The following is a 16,304-nucleotide window of genomic DNA, read 5'->3' as shown; positions in this document are numbered from 1 at the left end:
GATTCAGGCGGGCGTGTCGGTGGGCTGGGCGGTCTGGGCGATGGCCTGGCGCAGGCTGTCGACGATCTGGTCGACGTGCCGGCGCTCGAGCGTGAACGGCGGCGACAGCGCGATCGTGTCGCCGACCGAGCGCACCAGCACGCCGGCGTCGAGGCAGTGCTGTGCCACGGCCTGGGCGTGCGTGCCCGCGCCCGCGGCCCAGGGCTGCAGCTCGATGCCGGCCAGCAGGCCGACGTTGCGCACGTCGATCACGCCGGGCAGGCCGCGCAGCGCGTGCAGGCCTTCCTCGAAATAGGGCGACAGCGCCGCAGCCTGGGCGATCAGGCCGTCGTGCAGGTAGGCGTCGAGCGTGGCCATGGCGGCCGCGCAGGCCAGCGGATGGCCCGAGTAGGTGTAGCCGTGCGAGAGCTCGACCGCGCTCACGCTGCCCTGCATGAAGGCGTCGTGCACCGCGTCGCGCATCAGCACCGCGCCCATCGGCACCGCGCCGTTGGTCAGGCCCTTGGCGGTGGTGATGATGTCGGGCTTCACGCCGAACAGGTCGGCCGCGAAGTTGGTGCCCAGGCGGCCGAAGCCGGTGATGACCTCGTCGAAGATCAGCAGCACGCCGTGCCGGTCGCAGATCTCGCGCAGGCGCTTCAGGTAGCCGCGCGGCGGCGGCAGCACGCCGGTGGAGCCGGCCACCGGCTCGACGATGACGGCGGCCACGGTCGAGGCGTCGTGCAGCGAGATCAGCGCCTCGAGCGCGTCGGCCTTGTCGAGGCCGTGCGGTGGCTCGCCGCGCGAGAAGGCGTTGCGCGCCAGGTCGTGCGTGTGCGGCAGGTGGTCGACGCCGTTGAGCAGCGGCCCGAAGGTGCTGCGCTGGCGGCCGATGCCGCCGACCGAGATGCCGCCGAAGCCCACGCCGTGGTAGGCGCGCTCGCGGCCGATCAGGCGGTAGCGGCCGGCCTCGCCGCGCGCGCGGTGGTAGGCCACCGCGATCTTCAGCGCGGTGTCGACCGACTCGGAGCCCGAGTTGGTGAAGAACACGTGGTTCATGCCCTCGGGCGCCATCCCGGCGAGCCGCTCGGCCAGCGTGAAGGCGGCCGGGTGGCCGATCTGGAAGTTCGAGGCGTAGTCGAGCACGTCGATCTGCGCCTTCAGCGCGGCGCTGATGCGCGGGTTGCGGTGGCCGGCGTTCACGCACCACAGGCCGGCGATGGCGTCGAGCACGCGGCGGCCGTCGGCGAGGTCGTAGTAGAGGCCTTCGCTGCCGACGATCAGGCGCGGCGATTGCTTGAACTTGCGGTTGGGGGTGAAGGGCATCCAGAACGCGTCGAGCGACGCGGGCAGGGCGGGCGACGCCGCGGCGGCGTCGGGGTTCGAAAGGGTGTCGGCTGCGGCCACGAGGGTTTTCTCCGTTGGGACGCGACCCGGCGCTCGGGTCGTCGTGGGCCGATCTTGGAGCGTGGATTGTATTTTTGTCGCAAGATGTACATGGTTTTTTGCGGTCAAAAATACAAAGTCGGCGCGATGATCGGCGCCGATCCCGCGATTCCTCCCCGGAGAACCTTGGATGGCCGAAGCACAGATGGACACGCCCCCGGCGCCGCCAGCGTCGCAGATTGCGCCGCTCGCGCAGCGCGTGAGCCGCTACATCCTCGACCAGGCCCTGGCCGGCGGCTACGAGAACGGCCGGCACATGACCGAGGCCGACCTCGCGAGCCGGCTCGGCATCTCGCGCACGCCGGTGCGCGCCGCGCTGCGCTTCCTGCACGAGCGTGCCTTGCTGGCCCACGTGCCCAACCGCGGCTACACGCTGGTGGCCGACCGCGAGGCGCTGGGCCGCGCGCGGCGCGAGATGCCCGAGGACGAGGAGAAGACCCTCTATTACCGGCTGCTGCGCGACCGGCTCGCGGGCAAGCTGCCCACGCGCGTCAACGAGCTCGAGCTGGCGCAGGCCTACGACGCGCCGCGGCCCCTGCTGCGCACCGTGCTGACGACGCTGCTGCAGGACGGCGTGCTGCGCGGGCGCCACTACCAGCGCTGGGAGTTCACCGAGACCCTCGACTCGGTCGAGAGCGAGCGCGAGAGCTACCGCTTTCGCCTGATCGTGGAGTGCGCCGCGCTGCGCGAGCCGGGCTTTCGCATCGACCACGAGCGGCTGCTGGCCTGCCGCGAGCGCCAGCAGAGCCTGCTGGCCCAGGCCGCGCGCTACAACTGGATGGACTTCTTCGAGGCCAACGCGCAGTTCCACGAGCTGCTGGCCAGCTTCTCGGGCAACCGCTTCGTGCTCGACACCGTGCAGCAGCAGAACCGGCTGCGCCGCATGTCGGACCTCTCGGACTATCCGCTCGTGAACGTCGACCTGCTGCACAAGTCCTGCCGCGAGCACCTCGAGATCCTCGACGCGGTCGAGGACGGCGACCTGGCCCGCGCCGCCGAAGGCATGCGGCTGCACCTGAGCCGCGCCAGCGACCTGCTGGAGCGGCGGGTGATGGGCGTGCTCGGCGATTGACTGAATCCGCAACCCACCCTTTTCCTCTTCTCTTCTCATGACGCAAGACAACACAGCGCTGGCCGCCGGCTGGCGCGACGGATTCCCCACGGCCGGCGCGCCCGTCACGAGGCCGCGCGAATGCCCGGTGTTCCAGCCGCCGCACAACCGCTGGGCCTTCTCGCACCTGCGCGAACTGCAGCCCACGCGCAGGGTGGGGCGCGGCAACGCGCCGGTGGCCGAGCTGCCGCGCGCGATGCGCAGTGAGATCGATGCGCTGCCCTTCGCGCGCTTCGGCGACGGCGCGCCCACGACCTGGCTCGCGGCGCTCGAGGCCATCCATGCCGACGGCGCCGTGGTGCTGCACCGCGGGCGCATCGTCTACGAGCGCTACTTCGGCGCGCTCGACGCGCACGGCGAGCACATGGCGATGTCGGTCACCAAGTCGGTGGTGGGCACGCTCGGCGCCATGCTCACGGCCGACGGCATGCTCGAGGAGAACGCCTTCGTCACGCACTACATCCCCGAGCTGGGCGACAGCGCCTTCGGCAGCGCGACGGTGCGCCAGGTGATGGACATGACCACGGCCATCGACTATTCGGAGGAGTACGCCGACCCCGATGCGGGCGTTTGGAAGCATGCGCGCGCCGGCGAACTGCTGCCGCGTCCGGCGGGCTATGTTGGCGCCGAGGGCTACCGGCAGTTTTTGCAGAGCGTGGGCGCGGCGCGCGACGGCACCGTGCACGGCCAGGCTTTCGCCTACCGCACCGTCAACACCGATGTGCTGGGCTGGCTGATCGCGCGCGCTGCGGGGCAATCGGTGGCCAGCCTGCTGGGCGAACTGATCTGGTCGCGCCTGGGCGCCGAGCAGGACGCCAGCTTCGCGCTCGACGGCCAGGGCGCCGAATTCGCGGGCGGCGGCTTGTGCACCGGCCTGCGCGACCTCGCGCGCTTCGGCGAGGCGATGCGCCTGGGCGGTTTCTACAACGGCGCGCAGATCGTGCCCGAGGCCGTGGTGGCCGATATCCGCCGCGGCGCCGACCCGGCGCGCTTCGCGCTCGCGGGCTACACCCGGCTGGCCGGCTGGAGCTACCGCAACATGTGGTGGGTGGCGCACGACGCGCATGGCAGCTTCACCGCGCAGGGCATCCATGGCCAGGCGCTGCACATCGATCCGGTGGCCGAGATGGTGGTGGCGCGCTTCGCCTCGCATCCGCTGGCGGCCCATGCGCACCTGCCGACCTCGATGCCGGCCTTTCGCGCGCTGGCCGCGCACCTCATGGGCGAGGGCTGATCAGCCGGCGATCAGCGCGGCATCGACCACCCGCACGCGGTGGTCGATGTAGTAGCCGCCGAACTCGGTGTAGCGCAGCACCAGCCGCGCGCAGGCCCTGCAGCGGTAGACGTCGCAGCGGTTGTACGGGAAGTGCGCGACCGAGATCGGCGCCTCGGGCGCGTCGTAGCGCGTGCCGGCGGGATGGAACTCCTCGAACGTGGGTTCGTAGGCCTCGGGGTCGCGCAGCGTGCCGACCTGTTCCATCAGCGCCTTGGGCCAGCGTTCCTCGGTGATGCTTTCCCAGGCCTTGGCGTCCTGCAGGCGGCAGGCGCAGGTGGGGCGCGTGGGCGTGGCGGCTTCGGCGAGCCGGCGGAGGGCGGGGGTGTCGAGCAGGGTCATGCGCGAAGGGAGTCTAGTGCGCGCGCCATGTCCGAGCGGCGCGCGGGCTCAAGGCGGGTCGTCGAGCAGCACCGCGCCCGGCCCCGTGGCGCCCAGCCTGTCGCCGGGATTGCGCAGCGGGCAGTCGGTCATCGACAGGCAGCCGCAGCCGATGCATTCGCCGAGGTCGTCGCGCAACCGGGTCAGCACGCGGATGCGCGCGTCGAGCTCGTCGCGCCAGTGCGCGGACAGCGCCTTCCACTGCGCGGCATTGAGGATGCGTCCCTCGGGCAGCCGCGACAGCGAATCGCGGATGGTCTCGAGCGGAATGCCCGTGCGCTGCGCCACGCGGATCACCGCGATGTGGCGCAGCACCTCGCGCGGATAGCGGCGCTGGTTGCCCTCGCTGCGCCAGCCCTTGATCAGCCCCTTCGATTCGTAGAAGTGCACCGTCGAGACGGCGACGCCGCTGCGCCGGGCGACTTCGCCGACGGTCAGGACCTTGGCGGGCTCGGCGGGATGGTTCTCTGGCATGGAGGAAAGGCTCGGAGTCGGATCGGCGTCTTATAGGCGATACAGGCGATGTGGTGCTCAGCCGCCGAGCTGCCGCCGCAGGTGGCTCGCGATCGCCGCCGCGAGCAGCCCGCCGATGATGGAGACGTGCTCGAGCGCGAAGTACAGCGACAGCGTGGCGCGCGGTTCAGGCAGCGACCAGAAGCGGTGCACGATCGCGATCGTGAGCAGCAGGAACACCGAGAGTGCGCCGGCGCCCAGCCACACGGCGCGGTCGACCAGCAGCAGCAGCGAGCCGGCCAGCAGCACGAAGATGGTGGCGACATTGAAGGCCCAGGCCGGCTCGAGGCCCGCCGCGCGCATCTCGCCCACCCCGCCCGCGAAGTTCAGCGCCTTGGCAAGACCCGACGCGGCAAAGACCACGGCGAGAAGTATCCGGGCGGCCAGCCACAGCAGTTGGCTTTCCAACGCGGCATCGATCCACGACCTCATCAACATAGCTCCTGATTTCGGCGGGACATTCGTTGCCGCCATGGGTTCATCGGTGAAGCCCACGCGGGTATTCGGGTGAGCGCGGCGGACTGTAAAACCTCAACCAAGCTTGAGGTCAAGCGCCGTCGCCACGGAGCGGAATGGCCGGGTGCGCTACGCTCGCGCCCTGCGCGTCCGCGAGCGAGAGAAGCGGCGGCGCCCAAAGAAATCGAATGACACCGAACGAGAACCCAGAAAACGCCGGGCCCGGGCCCGATCCAGTGCGAGGCCCTGAAGCGGCCCAGGCGCTCGACGCCATGCGCCTGTCCGTGGCGCCCATGATGGACTGGACCGACCGCCACTGCCGCTACCTGCACCGCCTGCTGAGCCGCCACGCGCTGCTCTACACCGAGATGGTGACGACCGGCGCGCTGGTGCATGGCGACGTGCCGCGGCACCTGCGCTTCAATGCCGAGGAGCATCCGCTGGCGCTGCAGCTCGGTGGCAGCGAGCCGGCCGATCTCGCGCACTGCGCGAAGCTCGGCGAGCAATGGGGCTACGACGAGATCAACCTCAACTGCGGCTGCCCGAGCGAGCGCGTGCAGCGCGGCGCCTTCGGTGCCTGCCTGATGAACGAGCCGCAGCTGGTGGCCGACTGCGTCAAGGCGATGGTCGACGCGAGCAGCGTGCCGGTGACGGTGAAGCACCGCATCGGCATCGACAAGATCGAGAGCTACGAGTTCGTGCGCGACTTCGTGGGCCAGGTCAGCGAGGCCGGTTGCAAGACCTTCATCGTGCATGCGCGCAATGCCTGGCTCAAGGGCCTGAGCCCGAAGCAGAACCGCGAGATCCCGCCGCTGCGCTACGCGCTGGTGCACCGGCTCAAGCACGACTTTCCGGCGCTGAAGTTCTCGATCAACGGCGGCATCACGCTCAATGCACAGGTGCACGAGCACCTGCGGCTGCTCGACGGGGTGATGGTGGGACGCGAGGCGTACCACAACCCCTGGTGGCTGGCCGAATGGGACGCGGAGTTCTTCGGCGCGGCGCCCTTGGAGCGCACGCGCGAGGAGGTCGAGACCCTGATGTGCGACTACATGGTGCGCGAGGCGGCCGAGCACGGCACGCCGTGGTCGAACATCGCGCGCCACATGCTGGGCCTGCGCAACGGGTTGCCGGGCGCGCGCCGCTGGCGCCAGGTGTGGAGCGACCACCGCATGAAGAGCAAATCGCCGCACGAGGTGATGGCGATCGCGCACGAGCCGGTGGCGCAGGCGGCCTGAGCCGCGCTCCTGCTTCTTCTCAGGCCGCCATCAACGTGGCCTCGGGCACGTCCTCGATGGTGGTGCGGCGCAGCTCGCGGCGCTCGGCGATGTCGTAGCGCCGGCCGCGGTGCAGGGTGCTGCGGTTGTCCCACATCACGAGGTCGTGCACCTGCCATTCGTGGCGGTAGACGAACTCGCGCTGGGTCGCGTGCTCGAGCAGGTCCGACAGCCGCATGCGGGCCTCGGCCACGGGCCAGCCGACGATCTCGCGCGCATGCACGCCCACGAACAGCAGCTTGCGCCCCGAGCCCGGGTGCGTCTGCACCAGCGGCCAGGCGGCCGGCGGGATGGTCTTCTTCTGCTCGTCGGTGTAGGCCTCGTCGCCTAGCAGGATGCGCGTGTGCAGCGCGTAGTGCTCGGCGCTCAGGCCCTCGAGCTCGGTCTTGTCGCGCGCGGGCAGGGCGTCGTAGGCGGCGCGCAGGTCGGTGAACTCGGTGTTGCCGCCCCAGCTCGGCAGCACCAGCGCATGCAGCATCGAATAGGCGGCGCGCGGGTTCTGGAACGAGCTGTCGCTGTGCCAGAGCTGGTTGGCGAAGTTCGAGAGGTTCTTCGGAGAATCGCGGCGCGCGACGTTGCCTTGCGCATCGACGTTCGAGATGTCGATCAGGCGCTCGTCCTCGAGCCGTTCGGGGCGCTTGAACACCTTCTTGAGGCCGAGGTCCAGCGGCCCGAAGGCCTTGGCGAAATCGATCTGCTGCTGGCCCGTGAGCGGCTGGCCGCGCCACACCAGCACGGCGTAGCGGTTCATCGCGGCGTTGATCTGCCTGACCTCGTCGCTCGAGAGCGGCCGGGCGATGTCGATGCCGCGCGCTTCGGCGGCGAAATGCGGATGCAGGGGGGTGAGAGCTAGGGGCATGGGAAGGGTGTCCGGATGGAAGAGGGGCTCACTCGGGCTGGATGCCCGCGTCGGCGATGACGCGCGCCCAGCGCTTCATCTCCGACTGCACGTAGGCGTCGAACTGCGCGGGCGTGGAGGCGACCACCTCCATGCCCTGTTCCTCCACGCGCTTGCGCATCTCGGGATCGAGCAGCACGCGGCGGGTGTCCGACTGGATCTTCTCGATGACGGCCGGCGGCGTGCCGTGCGGCGCGATGAAGCCCAGCAGCGCATTGACGTGGAAGCCGGGCAGGGTCTGCGCAACGGTCGGATAGCTGAAGCCGGGCACCGGCTTGTCGCCGAGGGTGGCGATCAGCTTCATGCGGCCGGCCTTCACGAAGGGCAGCACCGAGAGGAAGGGGTCGACCACGAGGTCGATGCGCCCGCCCATGAGTTCGGTGTGCGCGGGCGAACTGCCCTTGAAGGGCGCGTGCAGCATGTCGAAGCCGGCCTCGCGCTTGAGCAACTCGGCCCCCAGGTGCGTGGTGCTGCCGGCACCGGGCGTGCCGTAGGTCAGCTTGCCCGGGTTCTTCTTCGCATAGGTGATCAGCTCGGCCAGCGTGTTGAAGGGCGCGTCGGGCCGGGCCACGATGGCCAGCTGCAGGTTGGCGATCTGCGTGATGCCCGCGATGTCCTTGAGCGTGTCGTAGGGCAGCGTCTTGCGCAGCGAGGGGTTCACCGCGAACGAGGAATTCACCATGCCGATGGTCAGCCCGTCGGGCGGCGCCTTGGCGACGAAGTCGGCGCCGATCGCGGTGCCGGCGCCGGGCTTGTAGTCGACGATGACCGGCTGGCCCCAGCCCTCCTGCAGCTTCATGGCGATGAGCCGGCCGACGGTGTCGGTCGGCCCGCCGGGGGCGAACGGGACGATGAGCTTCACCGGTCCCTTGGGGAATGCGGCCGGCGCGGCGGCCCGCGCGAAGCCCGGAAGGCCGGCGCCGGCCAGCAGGCCGAGGCCGGTGCCAAGGAGCTCGCGGCGGCGCGGCGACGGCGGGGAGAAGTGGGGGTTTTGTCTCGTCATCTCATTATTTTGAAACTGTGTTCCGAAATAATGATCTCCCAAAGTTCTCGCGTCAACCCGTTTTTGCTGAAAAATGGCAACAAAGATCAATCAGGGAAGCAAAGGTTTCTAAAAATGAATGACGCGATTGGCGGCAGGGAAGAGGTGAGCGCGCTCGCCAGGGGACTGGCCCTGCTGAAGGTGATCGGGATGGCGGCGGCGCCGATGGGCAATCGCGAACTGGCGGATGCGACGGGCATTCCCAAGGCGACGGTGTCGCGGCTCACGGCCACCCTGGTCGGGGCGGGCTACCTACGGCAGTCGCAGGACAGCGAGCGTTTCAGCCTGGGGCCGGCGCTGCTCGACATGAGCAGCCGCTACCTGCGGCACTTCGACCTGCGCACGGTGGCGCGCCCACATCTCGCGGCGCTGTCGGACTTCGCGGGCGCGAGCGTGCACATGGGCGTGCGCGACGAGCTCGACATGCTGATCATCGATTCGCTGCGCCCGCGCTCGGTGATGATCAGCTCGCGCATCGAGGTCGGCTCGCGCATGACGATCGCCACCTCGGCCGCCGGACGGGCCTACCTGGCCTCGCTCGCGGCGCCCGAGCAGGAGGCGCTGCTGGCGCAGATCCGGCAGGAAAGCGGCGAGAACTGGCCGCGCATCGAGCCGGGGCTGATCGCCAGCATCGAGGAGTACGCGCGCGTGGGCTACTGCGGCTCGTTCGGCGAATGGCATCCGCACATCCATGCGCTGGGCTTCGCGCTGCGCGGTCCGCGCGGCGAGCGCTACGCGGTGAGCTGCGGTGGCCCGGCCTACCTGCTGCCCAAGGACACCATGCTCGCGCGCGTGGCGCCGCGGCTGCTCGAGACGGCGCAGCGCATCGCGGCCGAGGCGGGCACGGTCGATCTCGATTGAGTGAAGAGGCGCGGGCCGCCGCGCGGCCCCGCGGCGAACCCTAGGCCGCCGCTTCCAGCCCGTTGCTGAAGTGCTCGCGCATGCGCGCCATGGCGGCCTCGCCATCGCGCGCCTCGATCGCGGCCATCACCGAGCGGTGCTCGGCCAGCGATTCCCCGATCCGCCCGGCCTTGAGCAGCGAGTTGTGGCGGTTGAGCTTCATCACCTTGCGCAGGTCGGCCACCATCTGGTCGCGCCATTTGTTGTTGGCGATGGCCAAGAGGCGCATGTGGAAGCGCTCGTTGACCGCGAAGAAATGCTCGCGGTCTTCGGGCGCGGCCGCGGCCTCGAGTTCGGCATGCAGCGCGCGCAGCTCGGCGAGCTGGGCCTCGGTGGCGCGCTCGGCCACCACGCCGGCGGCATCGCTCTCGAGCAATGAGAGCAGGTGGTAGACGTCGGCCAGGTCCTGCTCCGACACCTCGGTCACATAGGCGCCACGGCGCACCTTCATCGTCACCAGGCCCTCGGCGGCCAGCACCTTCAGGGCCTCGCGCAGCGGGGTGCGGCTGATGCCGTACTCCTCGGCGAGCTTGAGTTCGTCGATCCAGCTGCCCGGTTCGAGCTCGCGGCGGAAGATCCGCTGGCGCAGCAGCTCGGCCACCTCTTCATAGAGGGCGCGCGGGGTGAGGGTGACGGCGGACATGGGCGGGACTGTACTTCAAAAATCGCGTTTGAATTAATAATTATGGATCGGTTAGACTCGCGGCCGGCCTGCAAATCCCTGCGGACCCCCAGCGATTCCAGCGAATCCTTTCCTCCAGCAGCACACCCCCTGCACGACACACTGCGAAGCGGCGCCTCCATGAGCAGCAAACCCGAACCCTCCTTCAAGCCCGCCACTCTCGAGGCCTGGGCCAAGGCCGCCGCCAAGTCGGCCCCCGGCGGCGACGTCGCCGCGCTGAACTGGATCACGCCCGACGGCATCAGCGTCAAGCCGCTGTACACCGCGGCCGACCTGCAGGGCCTGAAATACACCGACACGCTGCCGGGCTTCGAGCCCTACCTGCGCGGCCCGCAGGCCACGATGTACGCGGTGCGCCCGTGGACCATCCGCCAGTACGCCGGCTTCTCGACCGCCGAGGAATCGAACGCCTTCTACCGCAAGGCGCTGGCCGCCGGCGGACAGGGCGTGAGCGTGGCCTTCGACCTCGCCACCCATCGCGGCTACGACAGCGACCATCCGCGCGTGACCGGCGACGTGGGCAAGGCCGGCGTGGCGATCGACTCGGTCGAGGACATGAAGATCTTGTTCGACCAGATCCCGCTCGACAAGGTCAGCGTGTCGATGACCATGAACGGCGCGGTGCTGCCGGTGCTCGCGGGCTACGTGGTGGCGGCGGAGGAACAGGGCGTGGCGCAGGACCAGCTCAGTGGAACCATCCAGAACGACATCCTCAAGGAGTTCATGGTCCGCAACACCTACATCTTCCCGCCCGCGCCGAGCATGCGGATCATCGGCGACATCATCGAGTACACGGCGCAGAACATGCCGAAGTTCAACTCGATCTCGATCAGCGGCTACCACATGCAGGAAGCCGGCGCCAACCAGGCGCTGGAGCTGGCCTTCACGCTGGCCGACGGCAAGGAGTACGTGAAGACCGCGCTGGCCAAGGGCCTCGACGTCGACGGCTTCGCCGGGCGCCTGAGCTTCTTCTGGGCCATCGGCATGAACTTCTACCTCGAAGTGGCCAAGATGCGCGCCGCGCGCCTGCTGTGGTGCCGGATCATGAAGGAGTTCGAGCCCAAGAACCCCAAGAGCCTGATGCTGCGCACCCACTGCCAGACCTCGGGCTGGAGCCTGACCGAGCAGGACCCCTACAACAACGTGGTGCGCACCACCATCGAGGCGATGGCCGCGGTGTTCGGCGGCACGCAGAGCCTGCACACCAACGCGCTCGACGAAGCCATCGCGCTGCCGACCGAGTTCAGCGCCCGCATCGCGCGCAACACGCAGCTCATCATCCAGGAAGAGACGCACATCACGAACGTGATCGACCCCTGGGCCGGCAGCTACATGATGGAGAAGCTCACGCAGGACATGGCCGACGCGGCGTGGACCATCATCGAGGAGGTCGAGGCCATGGGCGGCATGACCAAGGCCGTGGACAGCGGCTGGGCCAAGCTCAAGATCGAGGCCGCGGCCGCCGAGAAGCAGGCCCGCATCGACTCGGGCAAGGACGTGATCGTCGGCGTCAACAAGTACAAGCTCAAGAACGAGGACGCGATCGAGAGCCTCTCGATCGACAACGTGAAGGTGCGCGACCAACAGGTGGCGCGGCTGCAGAAGATCCGCGCCGCGCGCGACGGCGCCAAGGTGCAGGCCGCGCTCGACGCGCTGACCGAGGCGGCCGAGAACGGCAGCGGCAACCTGCTCGCGCTGAGCATCGACGCGGTGCGCCTGCGCGCCACCGTCGGCGAGATCTCCGACGCGCTCGAGAAGTCCTTCGGCCGCCACCGCGCCGACACCCAGAAGGTGACCGGCGTCTACGCCGCTGCCTACGACTCCGCCGAGGGCTGGGAGAACCTCAAGACCGAGATCAACGCCTTCGCCGAGGAGCAGGGCCGCCGTCCGCGCGTGATGATCTCCAAGCTGGGCCAGGACGGCCATGACCGCGGCGCCAAGGTGGTGGCCACGGCCTTCGCCGACCTGGGCTTCGACGTCGACATGGGGCCGCTGTTCCAGACGCCCGAGGAGTGCGCGCGCCAGGCAATCGAGAACGACGTGCACGCGGTGGGCGTGAGCACGCTCGCGGCCGGCCACAAGACGCTGGTGCCCGCGATCATCGCGGAACTGCGCAAGCAGGGCGCGGACGACATCATCGTGTTCGTCGGCGGCGTGATTCCGCGCCAGGACTACGACTTCCTCTACGAGGCCGGCGTGAAGGGCATCTACGGACCGGGCACGCCGATCCCGGCGAGCGCGAAGGACGTGCTGGAGCAGATCCGCGCGGCGGTCGCGGCCTGACGAGAGCGACGTGGGCGATCTCCTGTCGCGGCTGTCGCTGCAGCCCGTGGAATCCAGCGATTTCGAGGACATGCTGGCGCTGCGCATCGACGCGATGCGCCCGAGCCTCGAGCGTGTCGGCCGCTTCGACCTCGCGCGTTCGCGCGAGCGGCTCAGCGCCGGCTTCGTGATTCCGTTCATGCACCACATCGTGCTCGACGGCGACGGGCGCATCGGCTTCGTCACGCTCAAGCCCGAGGGCGCCGATGCGCTGCGGCTCGACCACCTGTACCTGCGCACCGGCTTCCAGGGCCTGGGCATCGGCGAATGGGTGATGCGCTGGGCCAAGGCGCAGGCGCGCGCGCAGCAGCGCGACATCAAGCTCACGGCGCTGGTGCGCAGCGATGCCAACCGCTTCTACCTGCGGCACGGCTTCGTGCTCGAGGGCGAGGAGGGCGTCGACCTGCACTACCGCTGGCGCCTGGCCGTGGAGGCCGCGTGCTGAACACGGCCCAGGCGCTGCAACGCGCGATCGCCGAGACGGACGGCATGGCGCAGCGCCGTGCCATCGCGAAGGCCATCACGCTGCTCGAATCCACCCGCGCCGACCACCGCGCGCAGGCCGACGAGCTGCTCACCGCGCTGCTGCCGCGCACCGGCAACTCGTTCCGGCTCGGCATCTCGGGCGTGCCGGGCGTGGGCAAGTCGACCTTCATCGAGACCCTGGGCCTGCTGCTGATCGACAAGGGCCACCGCGTCGCGGTGCTCACCATCGACCCCTCGTCCACCGTCTCGGGCGGCTCCATCCTCGGCGACAAGACGCGCATGGAACGGCTCTCGGTGCACGAGCGCGCCTACATCCGTCCGAGCCCCTCGAGCGGCACGCTCGGCGGCGTGGCCGAGAAGACGCGCGAGGCGATGCTGGTGTGCGAGGCCGCGGGCTACGACGTGGTGATCGTCGAGACCGTGGGCGTGGGCCAGAGCGAAACCGCGGTGTCGGGCATGACCGACATGTTCGTGCTGATGCAGTTGCCCAACGCCGGCGACGACCTGCAGGCGATCAAGAAGGGCGTGATGGAGATCGCCGACCTGGTCGTCATCAACAAGGCCGACATCGACAAGGACGCCGCCACGCGCGCGCAGGCGCAGATCACCTCGGCGCTGCGGCTGTTCGGCCAGCATGGCCATCCCGACCATGCACGCCACGACGAGAGCTTCTGGCATCCGCAGGCGATCCAGCTCAGCGCATTGCTGGGGCAGGGCGTCGACGCGTTCTGGACCCAGGTCGAGCGCTTTCGCGCGCTGCAGGCAGCCAACGGCCGTCTCATGGGCCGCCGCCAGCAGCAGGCCAAGTCATGGATGTGGGACCGCATCGAAGCCGGCCTGCGCCATGCCTTCCGCCATCACCCGCGCGTGAAGGAAGAGCTGCCGGCGCTGCTGGGCCAGGTGGGCGCGCTCGAGCTCGCGCCGTCGACCGCGGCGCGCCGCCTGCTCGGCCTCTATGCAGGCGACGAGAGCGCATGGGCCAGCTGAACGACCACGGCTTCGCGCGCGGTTTCGACACCGCGGCGGGACGCTTTGCCTGGGGCACGACCTTCGAGCAGCTGGAGGCACGCGGGCTGCGGCCCGCGTACGCGGCCGCGGGCGTCAATGTCTGGCATGTGGCGGGCGCGGACGTGCTCGGGCTGCGCAGCAGCCGCATGGAACTCATGGTGCCGCGGCCCGGGCGTCCGGTGATGCAGGCGTGGCACCGGCTGGACCTGCCCGCGGGCGAGTCGCATGTCGACTTCGCGCTGTGGGCGCATGCGCAACTGGTCGAACGGTTCGGCGCGCCCGATCGCGGCGACGCGCGGCCCGCGCGCTTCAAGGAAGAGAACGCCTGGAGCGTGGCCGTCAGCGCCCAGTGGCGCCTGGCCGGCGTGCGCGTGGGCGTCTCGTGGTACGGCGCGCCGCGCGACGACGAGGCGGCCGGGAAGACCAGCGGCATCCTGTTCGTCGACTGGGACGACGAGGTCGCGGCCGCCGCGCCGTGGGCCGAGGCCTGGCAGCGCGAGCAGTCGGTGCTCGACGCCATGCTGCGCGGGGCGCATGCGGTGGCGAGGCTCGAGGCCGGCCCCGCGCGCGAATTTGCGCGGAGTGCGGCGCAGCGCGTGCTGCGCATGCCCGCGTTGCACTTCACCGTGTCCGGCTTCGAGCTGCTGCAGGGCGATGGCGCCGCCAACCACCGGCTGGTGCTGTGGTCCTCGGCCGCGGGCGATGCCTGGGGCGTCTCCGATCTCCACAACACCGTCTTCTGCCGCCGCGGCGAAAGCCTCGCGGCGCAATGGGTGCAGGTGCTGCCGGCCAAGGGCGGCGGCAGCACCGATCTCTCGTTCGGCCCGCTCGCCAACACGTCGCCCTATCGCCCGCGCGAGCGGTGCGGCGCGATCGCGCAATTCATGGACATCCTGGCCACCATGCCGGGGGCATCGTTCCAGTACAGCGAAACCTATGACTGCTGATTTTTCAAAGAGGCTTTTCTCATGCAAGAACTGATCGACGAACTCGAAAAGCGCCGTGCGCAGGCCCGCCTGGGCGGTGGACAGAAGCGCATCGACGCGCAGCATGCCAAGGGCAAGCTCACGGCGCGCGAACGCCTCGAGCTGCTGCTGGACGACGGCACCTTCGAGGAATGGGACATGTTCGTCGAGCACCGCTCGACCGACTTCGGCATGGCCGACAACAAGATCCCGGGCGACGGCGTGGTCACGGGCTACGGCATGATCAACGGCCGCCTGGTGTTCGTCTTCAGCCAGGACTTCACCGTCTTCGGCGGCGCGCTCAGCGAAGCGCATGCCGAGAAGATCTGCAAGGTGATGGACCAGGCGATGAAGGTCGGCGCCCCGGTGATCGGCCTCAACGACTCGGGCGGCGCGCGCATCCAGGAAGGCGTGGCCTCGCTCGGCGGCTATGCCGACGTGTTCCAGCGCAACGTGATGGCCTCGGGCGTGGTGCCGCAGATCAGCATGATCATGGGCCCGTGCGCGGGCGGCGCGGTGTATTCGCCTGCGATGACCGACTTCATCTTCATGGTGAAGGACTCGAGCTACATGTTCGTCACCGGCCCCGAGGTGGTGAAGACCGTGACGCACGAGAGCGTGACGGCCGAGGAACTGGGCGGCGCCGTGACCCACACCACGCGCAGCGGCGTGGCCGACATGGCGTTCGAGAACGACGTCGAGGCGCTGATGATGCTGCGCCGCCTCTACAACTACCTGCCGCTGAACAACCGCGAGAAGCCGCCGGTGCGCCTGGGCAACAACGGCCAGGGCGACCCGGCCGACCGGCCCGACTATTCGCTCGACACGCTGGTGCCCGAGAACGCGAACAAGCCCTACGACATGAAGGAGCTGATCTTCAAGGTCGCGGACGACGGCGACTTCTTCGAGCTGCAGCCCGACTACGCGAAGAACATCGTGATCGGCTTCGCGCGCATGGAAGGCCAGACCGTGGGCATTGTCGCCAACCAGCCGCTGGTGCTGGCGGGCTGCCTCGACATCAAGAGCAGCATCAAGGCAGCGCGCTTCGTGCGCTTCTGCGATGCCTTCAACATCCCGGTCGTGACCTTCGTCGACGTGCCCGGCTTCATGCCCGGCACCGGCCAGGAGTACGGCGGCATCATCAAGCACGGCGCCAAGCTGCTCTATGCCTACGCCGAATGCACGGTGCCGAAGATCACCGTCATCACGCGCAAGGCCTACGGCGGCGCCTACGACGTGATGGCCTCCAAGCACCTGCGCGGCGACGTCAACCTCGCCTGGCCGCGCGCCGAGATCGCGGTGATGGGCGCCAAGGGCGCGGTCGAGATCATCTTCCGCGAGGACAAGAACGATCCGGCCAAGCTCGCGGCGCGCGAGGCCGAGTACAAGGCCCGCTTCGCCAACCCCTACGTGGCGAGCGCGCGCGGCTACATCGACGACGTGATCCTGCCGCACGAGACGCGCAAGCGCATCTGCCGCTCGCTGGTGATGCTGCGCGAGAAGAAGCTCGAGAACCCGTGGCGCAAGCACGGCAACATTCCGCTTTGAGCCGCACGGAGAAGAAC

At 69.4% G+C, this 16,304-nt stretch carries 16 protein-coding genes; 9 read left to right on the top strand and 7 right to left on the bottom strand.

What is annotated here, in order from left to right:
- Window positions 1-3: 3 nt before the first annotated feature.
- Complete coding sequence (locus BM109_RS10595) at window positions 4-1,305, bottom strand: omega-aminotransferase AptA (protein ID WP_093343439.1); 1,302 nt, start codon at window positions 1,303-1,305, stop codon at window positions 4-6.
- 250 nt (window positions 1,306-1,555) lie between these two features.
- On the opposite strand from BM109_RS10595, the gene BM109_RS10590 reads away from it, so the two are divergent.
- Window positions 1,556-2,497, top strand: a complete 942-nt coding sequence (locus BM109_RS10590) for a GntR family transcriptional regulator (protein WP_057593630.1) — start codon at window positions 1,556-1,558, stop codon at window positions 2,495-2,497.
- A 37-nt stretch (window positions 2,498-2,534) separates the two neighbouring features.
- Window positions 2,535-3,770 carry a serine hydrolase domain-containing protein gene (locus tag BM109_RS10585; protein ID WP_093342693.1) on the top strand — a complete coding sequence of 412 codons (1,236 nt, stop codon included), beginning with the start codon at window positions 2,535-2,537 and terminating at the stop codon, window positions 3,768-3,770.
- Here BM109_RS10585 and BM109_RS10580 read toward each other — a convergent pair whose 3' ends face one another.
- The 3 genes from BM109_RS10580 to BM109_RS10570 are packed head-to-tail and all read right to left on the bottom strand — an operon-like array spanning window position 3,771 to window position 5,135.
- Complete coding sequence (locus tag BM109_RS10580; protein WP_093342691.1) at window positions 3,771-4,151, bottom strand: hypothetical protein; 381 nt, start codon at window positions 4,149-4,151, stop codon at window positions 3,771-3,773.
- Between the two features lie 48 nt (window positions 4,152-4,199).
- Window positions 4,200-4,664, bottom strand: coding sequence for a redox-sensitive transcriptional activator SoxR (gene soxR, locus BM109_RS10575; RefSeq protein ID WP_093342690.1), 465 nt, complete (start codon window positions 4,662-4,664; stop codon window positions 4,200-4,202).
- 57 nt (window positions 4,665-4,721) lie between these two features.
- Window positions 4,722-5,135: a DoxX family protein gene (locus BM109_RS10570; RefSeq protein ID WP_093343438.1), complete on the bottom strand. Its 414-nt coding sequence runs from the start codon at window positions 5,133-5,135 to the stop codon at window positions 4,722-4,724.
- A gap of 212 nt (window positions 5,136-5,347) precedes the next feature.
- On the opposite strand from BM109_RS10570, the gene dusA reads away from it, so the two are divergent.
- Entirely contained in the window at window positions 5,348-6,397 is a 1,050-nt protein-coding gene (gene dusA / locus BM109_RS10565; protein ID WP_093342688.1) for a tRNA dihydrouridine(20/20a) synthase DusA, read from the top strand.
- Between the two features lie 19 nt (window positions 6,398-6,416).
- Here the strand turns inward: dusA and BM109_RS10560 are convergent, their stop codons facing one another.
- Both BM109_RS10560 and BM109_RS10555 read right to left on the bottom strand, forming a co-directional pair.
- The gene (locus BM109_RS10560; RefSeq protein WP_093342687.1) at window positions 6,417-7,295 is read right to left on the bottom strand and encodes a TauD/TfdA dioxygenase family protein; all 879 of its coding nucleotides are present in this window, start codon (window positions 7,293-7,295) and stop codon (window positions 6,417-6,419) included.
- A 28-nt stretch (window positions 7,296-7,323) separates the two neighbouring features.
- Window positions 7,324-8,337 (bottom strand): tripartite tricarboxylate transporter substrate binding protein, encoded by a 1,014-nt coding sequence (locus BM109_RS10555; RefSeq protein ID WP_093342685.1) that lies wholly within the window; start codon window positions 8,335-8,337, stop codon window positions 7,324-7,326.
- 114 nt (window positions 8,338-8,451) lie between these two features.
- On the opposite strand from BM109_RS10555, the gene BM109_RS10550 reads away from it, so the two are divergent.
- Complete coding sequence (locus BM109_RS10550; RefSeq protein WP_057593637.1) at window positions 8,452-9,237, top strand: IclR family transcriptional regulator; 786 nt, start codon at window positions 8,452-8,454, stop codon at window positions 9,235-9,237.
- A gap of 40 nt (window positions 9,238-9,277) precedes the next feature.
- Here the strand turns inward: BM109_RS10550 and BM109_RS10545 are convergent, their stop codons facing one another.
- Window positions 9,278-9,919 carry a GntR family transcriptional regulator gene (locus BM109_RS10545; RefSeq protein WP_057593638.1) on the bottom strand — a complete coding sequence of 214 codons (642 nt, stop codon included), beginning with the start codon at window positions 9,917-9,919 and terminating at the stop codon, window positions 9,278-9,280.
- 159 nt (window positions 9,920-10,078) lie between these two features.
- On the opposite strand from BM109_RS10545, the gene scpA reads away from it, so the two are divergent.
- The 5 genes from scpA to BM109_RS10520 are packed head-to-tail and all read left to right on the top strand — an operon-like array spanning window position 10,079 to window position 16,287.
- Entirely contained in the window at window positions 10,079-12,241 is a 2,163-nt protein-coding gene (scpA, locus tag BM109_RS10540) for a methylmalonyl-CoA mutase (RefSeq protein ID WP_093342684.1), read from the top strand.
- A 10-nt stretch (window positions 12,242-12,251) separates the two neighbouring features.
- Entirely contained in the window at window positions 12,252-12,725 is a 474-nt protein-coding gene (locus BM109_RS10535) for a GNAT family N-acetyltransferase (protein ID WP_093342682.1), read from the top strand.
- The gene (gene meaB, locus BM109_RS10530; RefSeq protein WP_093342681.1) at window positions 12,719-13,753 is read left to right on the top strand and encodes a methylmalonyl Co-A mutase-associated GTPase MeaB; all 1,035 of its coding nucleotides are present in this window, start codon (window positions 12,719-12,721) and stop codon (window positions 13,751-13,753) included. The genes BM109_RS10535 and meaB overlap by 7 nt, the downstream gene beginning before the upstream one ends.
- A complete protein-coding gene (locus BM109_RS10525) occupies window positions 13,741-14,721 on the top strand; it encodes a hypothetical protein (RefSeq protein WP_093342679.1) in 981 nt (326 codons plus the stop codon). The genes meaB and BM109_RS10525 overlap by 13 nt, the downstream gene beginning before the upstream one ends.
- Window positions 14,722-14,742: 21 nt before the next feature.
- Entirely contained in the window at window positions 14,743-16,287 is a 1,545-nt protein-coding gene (locus BM109_RS10520; protein WP_093342678.1) for an acyl-CoA carboxylase subunit beta, read from the top strand.
- The last annotated feature ends 17 nt before the right edge of the window (window positions 16,288-16,304 follow it).

It is taken from the genome of Variovorax sp. PDC80 (assembly GCF_900115375.1).
Taxonomy (GTDB): Bacteria; Pseudomonadota; Gammaproteobacteria; order Burkholderiales; family Burkholderiaceae_C; genus Variovorax.
This window is presented reverse-complemented; position numbering and strand designations above follow the sequence as displayed.